The organism is Phenylobacterium sp., assembly GCF_030698145.1.
Taxonomy (GTDB): Bacteria; Pseudomonadota; Alphaproteobacteria; order Caulobacterales; family Caulobacteraceae; genus Phenylobacterium.
Map to the genome: position 1 here is coordinate 1 of NZ_JAUYNW010000036.1, position 9,048 is coordinate 9,048.

Annotated in this window: 10 protein-coding genes; 5 read left to right on the forward strand and 5 right to left on the reverse strand. The window is 68.8% G+C overall.

Annotation, left to right across the window (positions count from 1 at the left end; genetic code table 11):
- Positions 1-277 precede the first annotated feature (277 nt).
- On the forward strand, positions 278-442 hold the full coding sequence (locus Q8Q77_RS04215) for a hypothetical protein (protein ID WP_305581492.1): 165 nt from the start codon (positions 278-280) through the stop codon (positions 440-442).
- Positions 443-927: 485 nt separating this feature from the next.
- On the opposite strand, the gene glcF is transcribed toward Q8Q77_RS04215, so the two are convergent.
- Genes glcF through Q8Q77_RS04230 form a run of 3 tightly spaced genes read right to left on the reverse strand, consistent with a single transcriptional unit; the run spans position 928 to position 4,681 of the window.
- Positions 928-2,139: a glycolate oxidase subunit GlcF gene (glcF, locus tag Q8Q77_RS04220; RefSeq protein ID WP_305581493.1), complete on the reverse strand. Its 1,212-nt coding sequence runs from the start codon at positions 2,137-2,139 to the stop codon at positions 928-930.
- The gene (gene glcE / locus Q8Q77_RS04225) at positions 2,140-3,204 is read right to left on the reverse strand and encodes a glycolate oxidase subunit GlcE (RefSeq protein ID WP_305581494.1); all 1,065 of its coding nucleotides are present in this window, start codon (positions 3,202-3,204) and stop codon (positions 2,140-2,142) included.
- Positions 3,182-4,681, reverse strand: coding sequence for an FAD-linked oxidase C-terminal domain-containing protein (locus Q8Q77_RS04230; RefSeq protein WP_305581496.1), 1,500 nt, complete (start codon positions 4,679-4,681; stop codon positions 3,182-3,184). Before Q8Q77_RS04230 ends, glcE begins: the two co-directional genes overlap by 23 nt.
- 86 nt (positions 4,682-4,767) lie before the next feature.
- On the opposite strand from Q8Q77_RS04230, the gene Q8Q77_RS04235 reads away from it, so the two are divergent.
- The 4 genes from Q8Q77_RS04235 to Q8Q77_RS04250 are packed head-to-tail and all read left to right on the forward strand — an operon-like array spanning position 4,768 to position 7,186.
- Positions 4,768-5,538, forward strand: a complete 771-nt coding sequence (locus Q8Q77_RS04235; RefSeq protein ID WP_305581498.1) for an SDR family NAD(P)-dependent oxidoreductase — start codon at positions 4,768-4,770, stop codon at positions 5,536-5,538.
- 10 nt (positions 5,539-5,548) lie between these two features.
- Positions 5,549-6,103 carry a hypothetical protein gene (locus Q8Q77_RS04240; protein ID WP_305581500.1) on the forward strand — a complete coding sequence of 185 codons (555 nt, stop codon included), beginning with the start codon at positions 5,549-5,551 and terminating at the stop codon, positions 6,101-6,103.
- 53 nt (positions 6,104-6,156) lie between these two features.
- On the forward strand, positions 6,157-6,444 hold the full coding sequence (locus Q8Q77_RS04245) for a 2TM domain-containing protein (protein WP_305581502.1): 288 nt from the start codon (positions 6,157-6,159) through the stop codon (positions 6,442-6,444).
- A gap of 10 nt (positions 6,445-6,454) precedes the next feature.
- Positions 6,455-7,186: a dienelactone hydrolase family protein gene (locus Q8Q77_RS04250; RefSeq protein ID WP_305581504.1), complete on the forward strand. Its 732-nt coding sequence runs from the start codon at positions 6,455-6,457 to the stop codon at positions 7,184-7,186.
- Here the strand turns inward: Q8Q77_RS04250 and Q8Q77_RS04255 are convergent.
- Positions 7,183-8,001 (reverse strand): phytanoyl-CoA dioxygenase family protein, encoded by an 819-nt coding sequence (locus Q8Q77_RS04255; protein ID WP_305581506.1) that lies wholly within the window; start codon positions 7,999-8,001, stop codon positions 7,183-7,185. The two genes, Q8Q77_RS04250 and Q8Q77_RS04255, sit on opposite strands and share 4 nt — an antisense overlap.
- Positions 8,002-8,058: 57 nt before the next feature.
- Positions 8,059-9,048 (reverse strand): cytochrome P450 (locus tag Q8Q77_RS04260; protein WP_305581507.1); only part of this gene is annotated, 990 nt, incomplete at its 5' end.

Here is a 9,048-nt window from a genome sequence, read left to right on the forward strand (position 1 = left end):
GACCCAAGCTCCCCCACGGGCTGTGAACCTAGGTGGCGACGGTCTCGACGGTGCGGCGGCCGGCCGCTGGCGTGATGAGCGCCTCGGCCGGCCGCTCTGCAAATCTAGCGCAAGCCAAATACACGAGGTGGCGCGTCGCCCTCTTCGGCGACGTGTCGGAGGGGGCTGAAGCGCACAAACAAGAGTCAAAGTCCCCCTCAGTCAGCTTCGCTGACAGCTCCCCCAGGAGGGGAGCATCTGGTTCAGAGTCTCCCAGATCTTCCCCCAGCGCGCAGCAATGGGAGGAAAAAGTCCTGACGCGACGGCCTATGCGGTCTCGCCGCTCCAGCGCCAGTTCCGCGACATCCACGTGGCGACCCAGCACTTCATGGTCTCGCCGAACATCCTGGAGACGGTGGGGCGGCTGTTTCTTGGTTTGCCGACGAATACGGCGGGGTTTTGAGGGGGAGCGCGGGAGAGCAATAAGTGGCGAACGGCCTATGCCGGTGCGCTAAGCTAGCAGGCGCGTCTCGATCAGCTGCAGTAGCGTTCTCTTGTCCTGCTCGACGTCTGTCGACGTGTATTGTTCTTTGTCGCGGCTGACCCAACTCTCGGCTACTCGGACACCGCCCGGGGAGCCATCCAAACGCAATGCAAAGATGCACGCACCGGTCCAGCTTCGGTGGAAGTAGAACCATCCATTCTCGAAATATATGAACCACTTATCGTCCATATCCTCGGGTAAATGGCCGAGCCGCATGCGTTCCGCGTCGGCGTCGGAGAATAACACTGGAAGCTGAAAGTGCTCCCTGGCGGAGGGGCACGGGAGAGTCTTCCAAGACGCGCGCGTCGCTGGCTGAAGCACTGGCGTTTCTCTTGCGGTGGAATGTGATTCCACCTTTGCGGGTTGTTCCCAGGTCCGCAATGGGGCGAGCAGCACCGACCTGACTAAGCCACCTCGTCCACCGCCTCGATCCAGTGCCTTACCGGCGCCTGGCCGCCGTCGGCGAGGTGCATCCAGCAGCCGATATTGGCGGTGTAGATCGCCGCCGGAGACGAGGCGTTGAGCGCCTCGAGCTTGGCGGCCTTGAGCTTGCCCGACATCGTGGGCTGCAGCAGCGAATAGGCGCCGGCCGAGCCGCAGCAGAGATGGCTGTCGGCCACCGGCTGGGGCTCGTAGCCCAGGCGGGCGAGCAGGGTTGCGATCCGGCCGGTCAGCTTCAAGCCGTGCTGCAGGGTGCAGGGTTCGTGGACGGCGATCCTGGGGTCGGCGGGCGCGCGGCGGGCGGCGAGGTCGCTATTGGCCAGGACCTCGATGGGGTCGCGCACCAGGGCGGCCACGGCGCGGGCCCTTTCCAGATAGGCCGGATCGTCGCGCAGCACGTCGGGATAGTCGCGGATGAAGGCCGCGCAGCCGCTGGAATTGACCACGACGGCCTGGGCCCCGGCCTCGATGGCGGGGGTCCAGGCGTCGATGTTGCGGCGGGCGGCGGCGCGGCCGGCCTCGGGGGCGTCCAGGTGGAAGTCCACGGCGCCGCAGCAGCCGGCGCGAGGGGCCTCGGAGAGCGCGATCCCGGCCTTGTCGAACACCCGGGCGGTGGCGGCGTTGAAGTGCGGTGCGGCGGCGGACTGCACGCAGCCCTTCAGCAGCAGCATGTGGCGAGCGTGGCTGGCCTTGGGCCAGGCGCCGGGGGCCACGGCGGGCGGGACCTTGGCCTTCAGCGACTTGGGCAGCAGCGGCCGGGCCAGACGGCCCAGGGCCAGGGCCAGGCCGAACAGGGTCGCCGAGGTCGTGAGCCTGCGGATGACCTGGCGAGCCAGTCGCGCGGGCCAGGGCCGAGGCGCGGCGGCGCGCACGGCCTCGCGGCCTATGTCGTAGAGCCGGTGGTACTGGACCCCCGACGGACAGGTGGTCTCGCAGGCCCGGCAGGAGAGGCAGCGGTCGAGGTGCTTGAGGCTGAGCGCGCTGACCGGCTGGCCCTCCAGGGCCTGTTTCATCAGGTAGATCCGCCCGCGCGGGCCGTCCAGCTCGTCGCCGGTGAGCTGGTAGGTGGGGCAGGTGGCGTTGCAGAAGCCGCAGTGGACGCAGGCTCGCAGCGCGCGCTCGGCCACCCCGCCGGCGATGGTCCCGGCGATCGGGCCTGAGATCACCGTGCGCATCTAGAGGCCCTCATACATGCGGCCGGGATTGAACAGGCCGTCGGGGTCGAGGGCCGCCTTGACCCGTTTGTGCAGGGCCAGCAGCGGGGCGGGCAGGGGCTGGAACACCTGGTCGACCCCGCCGCGGAACAGGGTGGCGTGACCGCCGGCCGCCGCGGTCGCGTCCCAGATCGTGGTGTCGACGCTGTCGGCGGCCAGCCAGCGCTGCGACCCGCCCCAATCCCAGGCCAGATGGCCGTCGAGGCGGGGCAGTTGCGCGGTCTGGGGCAGGGAGAGCCGCCAGAGGGCTGGGCCGTCGAAGGCCGGATGGCTGAGGTCGCGCAGGGCGGTCCAGATCTCGTCGGTCTCGGCCTCGCCACCCAGTTCGCGGGCGGTTTCGCGCACGGCCGCCTCGCCGCCGGAGAGCCGCAGGTGCAGGCTCTCGCCGTCGTGGAAGGCGCCCGACAGCGGCAGGGGTCGACGCATCAGCTCGACGACCCGCATCCGAGCCGCCTCGCTCGTGAGCTCGAAGGCGAGCGCCGTCTCGGCGCGGGGCCGGGGCGTGACGCGGATCGAGACCTCCAGGATCACGCCCAGGCAGCCCAACGCCCCGGCCATCAGCCGGAAGGCGTCGAAGCCGGCCACGTTCTTGAACACCGTGCCGCCGAAGTTCAGCACCTCGCCGCGCCCGTCGAGGATCTTGGCGCCCAGGACGTAGTCGCGCAGGGCGCCGGCGAAGGGCCGCCGCGAGCCGGAGAGCCCAGCGGCGACGGTTCCACCGATCGTGCTGGCGGCGGCGAACACCGGCGGCTCGAAGGTCAGCATCTGGCCGTTGGCGGCCAGCAGGGCCTCGATCTCGATCATCGGCGTGCCGGCCCGGGCGGTGATCACCAGCTCGCTGGGATCGTAGGCGACCACGCCGCGGTGGCCGCCCAGCGCCAGGGGTTCTGCCGCGACCTTCCGGCCGTAGAAGGCCCGCGTGTCGCCGCCGACGATGCGCAGCTTCAGGCCCTCGCCCCTCGCCGCGGTCACCACATGGGCCAGGCGGTCGGTCTGGTCGGCGTCAGAAGCGGGGGAGGTGAGCAAACGGCAGCTCCCCATGGTGGACGTGCATGCCGCCGAACTCGGCGCAGCGGGCCAGGGTCGGGATCGCCTTGCCCGGATTGAGCAGGCCGCGGGGATCGAAGGCGGCCTTGAGCGCGAAGAAGGCCTCGATCTCGGCGGCGGAGAACTGCACGCACATCTGGTTGATCTTCTCGCGGCCCACCCCGTGCTCGCCGGTGATGGTCCCGCCCACCGCGACGCACAACTCCAGGATCGCCCCGCCCAGCTCCTCGGCCTTCTCCAGGTCGCCCTGACGATGGCTGTCATAGAGGATCAGCGGGTGAAGGTTGCCGTCGCCGGCGTGGAAGACGTTGGCCACCTGCAGGCCGATCGCGTCCGACAGCCGGGTGATCTCGGTAAGCACCCGGGGCAGGGCGCGGCGCGGGATGGTGCCGTCCATGCAGTAATAGTCCGGCGCGATGCGGCTGACGGCCGGGAAGGCGTTCTTGCGGCCGGCCCAGAAGCGCTTGCGCTCGGCCTCGTCGCGGGCGGCGCGGACCTCCACGGCCCCGGCGGCCAGCATCAGGGCGGTGACCCGTTCGGCCTCCTCGGCCACGTCGGCGGCCACGCCGTCCAATTCGCATAGGAGGATCGCTTCGGCGGCCTTGGGATAGCCGGCATGGGCGAAGTCCTCGGCGGCCCGCAGGGCCAGGCCGTCCATCATCTCCAGACCGCCCGGCGTGATCCCGGCGGCGATGATGTCGGCCACCGCCTGGGCGGCCTTCTCCACGTCGTCGAAGGCGGCCAGCAGGACGCGGGCCTCCTCCGGCAGGGGCAGCAGCTTGACGACGACCTCGGTGACCACCCCCAGCAGGCCTTCCGAGCCGGTCATCAGGGCCATGAGGTCGAAGCCGGCGGCGTCCAGGGCCTCGGAGCCTATGGTCAGCACCTCGCCGTCGATGGTCACCACCTCCAGCTTGAGGATGTTGTGCACGGTCAGGCCGTACTTCAGGCAGTGCACCCCGCCGGCGTTCTCGGCGACATTGCCCCCGATGCTGCAGGCGATCTGCGACGAGGGGTCGGGGGCGTAGAACAGGCCGAGATGGGCCACGGCCTCTGAGATGGCCAGGTTGCGCACGCCGGGCTGGACCCGGGCGATCCGGGCGTCGGCGTCGATCTCCAGGATCTTGCTGAACTTCGCCATGCTGAGCAGGACGCAGCCGGGAAAGGGCAGGGCCCCGCCGGAGAGGCCAGTTCCCGCGCCCCGCGCCACCACCGGCACACCGAGGTCGCGGCAGGTCCGCATGACGGCGGCCACCTGGGCTACGGTGGTCGGCATCACCACCGCCCCGGGCAGGGAGCGATAGGCGGCCAGGCCGTCGCTCTCATAGGGCCGCAGGGCCTCGACGTCGGTGAGGATGGCCTCGGCGGGCAACACGGCTCGCAGGGCCGCGCCCAGGCGCTGGGCTGATAGCGCCGGGAAGTCCGCATCGAGTCGGGCGTCGAAATGGTCAAGCATCGAGACGACCTTGGGCGTGCGAGCGCTCTAGCGTCAACCACGCGGCGCGCTACAAGGTTATCAACGATAGGGAACGGGAGAGAACAATGGATCTGGACTTGAAGGGCAAGGTCGCCGTGGTGACCGGTGGATCGCGCGGCATCGGCCGGGCCATCGCCGATTTGCTGGCCGACGAGGGCTGCGACGTCGCCATCTGCGCGCGCAACGCCGGCCAGGTGGCCGAGGCCGTGGCGGCGCTGGAGGCCAAGGGCGTCAAGGCGTTCGGCCAGGCGGTGGATATCGCCGACGGCCCGGCGCTCAAGGCCTTCGTCACCCAGGCCGGAAACGAACTCGGCGGCATCGACATCCTGGTCTCCAACGCCAGCGCCCTGGTCCAGGGGGCCGGCGAGGACGAGTGGAAGGCCATGTTCGACATCGACGTCATGGGCGCCGTGCGCTCCTTCGAGGCGGCCAAGCCGTTCCTGGAGAAGGCGGGCGAAACCAAGGGCGACGCGGCCTTCATCATCACCTCGTCGGTCTCGGCGGCCGAGGCGACCAACGCCTCGTCGTACGGCGCCATGAAGGCGGCCCAGATCCACTACGCCAAGGGCCTGGCCCGCGAGAACGCCGCCAAGCACATCCGCGCCAATGTCATCTCGCCCGGCACCGTGTTCTTCGAGGGTGGGGTCTGGGGCAATGTGAAGGCCGGCATGCCGCAGTTCTTCGACCAGATGATCAAGCGCAACCCCACCGGCCGGATGGCCACGCCGGAGGAGGTGGCCGCCGCCGCCGTGTTCCTGGCCAGCCCGCGCTCGGGCTTCACCACCGGCATCAACATGCTGGTCGACGGCGCGATCTCATCGCGTGTGAACTACTAGGCCCAAGCCTTTGGAATACGATTACTTTCAGCTCAAGCTCGGCCGCGAGAGGACAGCGCACAAGGCGCTGGCCGAGCGGCTGCATCCGATGGCCGGGGTGGTGGCGGTATTCTCGCCGCTGCTCGGCTTCGCGTCCAATGAGGCCCTGGTCCTGGCCAGGGCCGGGACCGAGCTGGGCTTCGCGGCGCGCCAGGTCGACCGGTTGACGCCGACCCTGCGGCCGACGCAGGACGTCCCGCCCGAGCCGAAGGGGGTCTATGTCCACAACTGGTTCACCATCGACGGCCAGGCGGTCGATGAGTTCGTGCGGCTGTCGGGCGAGGCCTGGCCGGCCTTCGAGGGCCGCTTCGACACCCGGATCTACGGCCTGTTCCTGGCCGCCGAGACCGAGGCCGACCGGGCCGAGGGCGCGCGCCGGCTGCTGCTGATGACCAACTACCGAGACCTCGGGGAATGGCAGGTTTCCCGCGACCCGACCTCCGAGGCCATGCAGGTCTTCCTGCGCCGCCGCGAGCTGACGCGGGTCTCGCTGGCCCGCAGTTGCCTGGTCGCGCCGCGGGGCTAGCGGCGCACAGGCATTTGCGCTCAGATGACGCCGTTAGGTGGGAGAACGTCGACATGATCGAGGACAATGAGGACCAGCGGCTGCGCCGCATCGCCGAGCGGCGGGCCGACGCCAAGCTGGGCTTCCGCACCCACCTGCTGGTCTATGTGATCGTCAACGCCGGACTGGTGGCGATCAACCTGATGACCAATCCCGACGGCTATCTCTGGTTCCCCTGGGCCATGCTGGGCTGGGGGCTTGGCCTCGTGGCCCATGGCGTGTCCGTCTACGCCTATGTCGGCGATCACCGCGAGCGGATGATCGAGGAAGAGCTGGCGCGCCTGCGCCGCCCCAAGGCCTGAGGATAGCGTTATGATCGAACAGACCGTGGAGGTCCCGACCAAGGACGGGGCCACGACGACCTTCATCGTCCATCCGGAACGCGATGGCCCGCACCCGGTGATCCTGTTCTTCATGGACGCGCCGGCGATCCGCGAGGAGCTGCGCGACATGGCGCGGCGGTTCGCCAGCGCCGGCTACTTCGTGATGCTGCCCAACCTCTATTACCGCTCGGGCGTGCTGGAGCTGACGGCCGAGGATTGGGCCGATCCCGAGCGGAAGAAGATGTTCGGGCTGATGCATTCGCTGACCATCCCGCTGGTGATGGAGGACACCGACGCGCTGCTGGCCTATGCCGACGGCCAAGCGGCCGCCGACGCCAAGACCGTGGGCTGCGTCGGCTACTGCATGAGCGGCCAGTTCTCGATCAACGCCGCGGCGCGCCATCCCGACCGAGTCAAGGCGGCGGCCTCGATCTACGGCACCTTCCTGGTCACCGACAAACCCGACAGCCCGCACGTCGCCGCCCGCAAGGCCAAGGGCGAGCTCTACTTCGCCTGCGCCGAGATCGACCGCTGGGCGCCGCTGGAGATGGTCCAGGCGCTGGAGGCCTCGCTGAAGTCAGACAGCATCGAAGCCGAGGTCGAGTTCTATCCCGGCGTCGAGCACGGCTTCGCCTTCCCCAAACGACCGGCCTACGACAAGCAGGCCGCCGAACGCCACTGGGAACGGCTGAACGCCCTGTTCCGGCGGCGGCTGGGCTAGATCCGATCGACCGGCGCGACCCAGTCGTCGTCCAGGCTCTTGAGCGGGTGGGAGCCAGTCACCTGACCCATGAAGGGCGGCCAGATGTTGTAGCCCAGCAGGTCTTGCAGGCGTGGCGACATGGCCCTCACCCGCTCGCGGGGGACACCGAGATAGAAGTTCTCCTGCGTCCGGGCCCAGGGCTCGCAATACTGGTTGGTGAAGGCCAGCCGCGGGGCGTCGCTGCGGTTGGCGCCGCCGCGGTGCATCAAGGTGCCTTGGAAGATGATGGCGCCGCCGGCCGGCATGGTCACCGGACGGAGCAGGGCCTCAACCTCGCGCGGGTCCAGGGCCTGGATGTCTTCGTTTCCCCAGGTGTGGCTGCCGGGGATGATGTCGGTGGCCCCGTTGGTGTCGGTGAATGCGTCAACCGCGGCGATGATCGACAGGCTGATGGCGGGGCGCGGACGGGGTTGGCGATAGAAGCCGTCGTCGAAATGGAGCGCCTGGGCCTTCTCGCCAGGATGGATGCAGATCGCCTGGCTGGCGGTGAGCAGGTAGCCAGGCTGCAGGAACCGGTCGAGCAGGGCCAGCAGCCGCGGTTCGGCGGTCAGGTCCTCGAACACCTTGCCCCGCGCCACCAGGGTGTAGACCCGCTCGGTGGCCAGGCCCTCGAAGTCGTTGCGCCCGTGGTGGGTCCCCATGTGCGGGGCAAGCGCGGCGCGGGCCGCCGCCAGTTGATCGGCGTCGGCGAAGTCCTCGATGATCGTATAGCCGTCACGAGTGAGCCGCTCGACGTGGGCCTCAAGGTCGAAGGTCGCGGGCGCCATGTCCATGATCGCCTCCCTGATTTCGCAAGAACCTAGCAGAGGCGACCATGGGGAAGGCCAGTCTTAGTTCCGCGAGGGGATGATCACCTTCATGGACTCATAGCCCTTCACGAAGGTCGAATAGACCCGCTTGGGCTCCTCCAGGAGCACGACCTCGGGGAAGCGCTTGAGGATCTCTTCCCAGATAATCTTGAGCTGCAGCTCGGCCAGGCGATTGCCGACGCAACGGTGGATGCCGAAGCCGAAGGAGATGTGGTTGCGGGGCCGCTCGCGGTCGATGATGTACTCGTTCGGACGCTCGATGGCCTCTTCGTCGCGGTTGCCCGAGACGTACCACATGACGACCTTGTCGCCCTTCTTGATGGTCTTGCCGCCGATGTCGAAGTCCTGCGTGGCCATGCGGCGCATGTGGGCCAGCGGCGTCTGCCAGCGGATGGTCTCCGACACCATCGAGGGGATCAGGGACGGGTTCTCGCGCAGCTTGCGGTACTGATCGGGGTTGCGGTTCAGCGCCAGGATCGAGCCGGAGATGGTGTTGCGGGTGGTGTCGTTACCGCCGACGGTCAGCAGCACGATGTTCCCGAAATACTCGCGCGGCTCCATGTTCCGGGTGGCCTCGCCGTGGGCCAGCATGGAGATCAGGTCGCCGGCCGGCGGGGCGTTGACCCGCTGGTTCCACAGGTTGGTGAAGTAGGCGTGGTACTCCACGAAGATCTGCATCTTCTGTTCGATGGTGTCGATCAGGCCCTGGCCGGGCACCGCGGTGACCACGTCGGACCAGTAGGTCAGCTTGCGGCGGTCTTCCTGGGGCATGTCGAACAGGGTGGCCAGGGTCATGGCCGTCAGCTCCATCGACACCTTGTCGACCCAGTCGAACTCCTCGCCGACCGGCAGGGAGTCGAGGATCGCGGCGGCGCGCTCGCGGATCAGCGGCTCGAGGATCTGCAGGTTCATCGGCGAGACCGCGGGGCTGACGGTCTTGCGCTGCACGTCGTGCTTGGGCGGGTCCATGGCGATGAACATGGGCAGGGGGCCCTGGTCGCCGTCCTGGGT

Coding starts and splice junctions, on each gene's coding strand:
- Q8Q77_RS04215 (WP_305581492.1), top strand. CDS start 278: ATGGGAGGAAAAAGTCCTGACGCGACGGCCTATGCGGTCTCGCCGCTC.
- glcF (WP_305581493.1), bottom strand. CDS start 2,139: ATGCGCACGGTGATCTCAGGCCCGATCGCCGGGACCATCGCCGGCGGG.
- Q8Q77_RS04230 (WP_305581496.1), bottom strand. CDS start 4,681: ATGCTTGACCATTTCGACGCCCGACTCGATGCGGACTTCCCGGCGCTA.
- Q8Q77_RS04235 (WP_305581498.1), top strand. CDS start 4,768: ATGGATCTGGACTTGAAGGGCAAGGTCGCCGTGGTGACCGGTGGATCG.
- Q8Q77_RS04245 (WP_305581502.1), top strand. CDS start 6,157: ATGATCGAGGACAATGAGGACCAGCGGCTGCGCCGCATCGCCGAGCGG.
- Q8Q77_RS04250 (WP_305581504.1), top strand. CDS start 6,455: ATGATCGAACAGACCGTGGAGGTCCCGACCAAGGACGGGGCCACGACG.
- Q8Q77_RS04255 (WP_305581506.1), bottom strand. CDS start 8,001: ATGGACATGGCGCCCGCGACCTTCGACCTTGAGGCCCACGTCGAGCGG.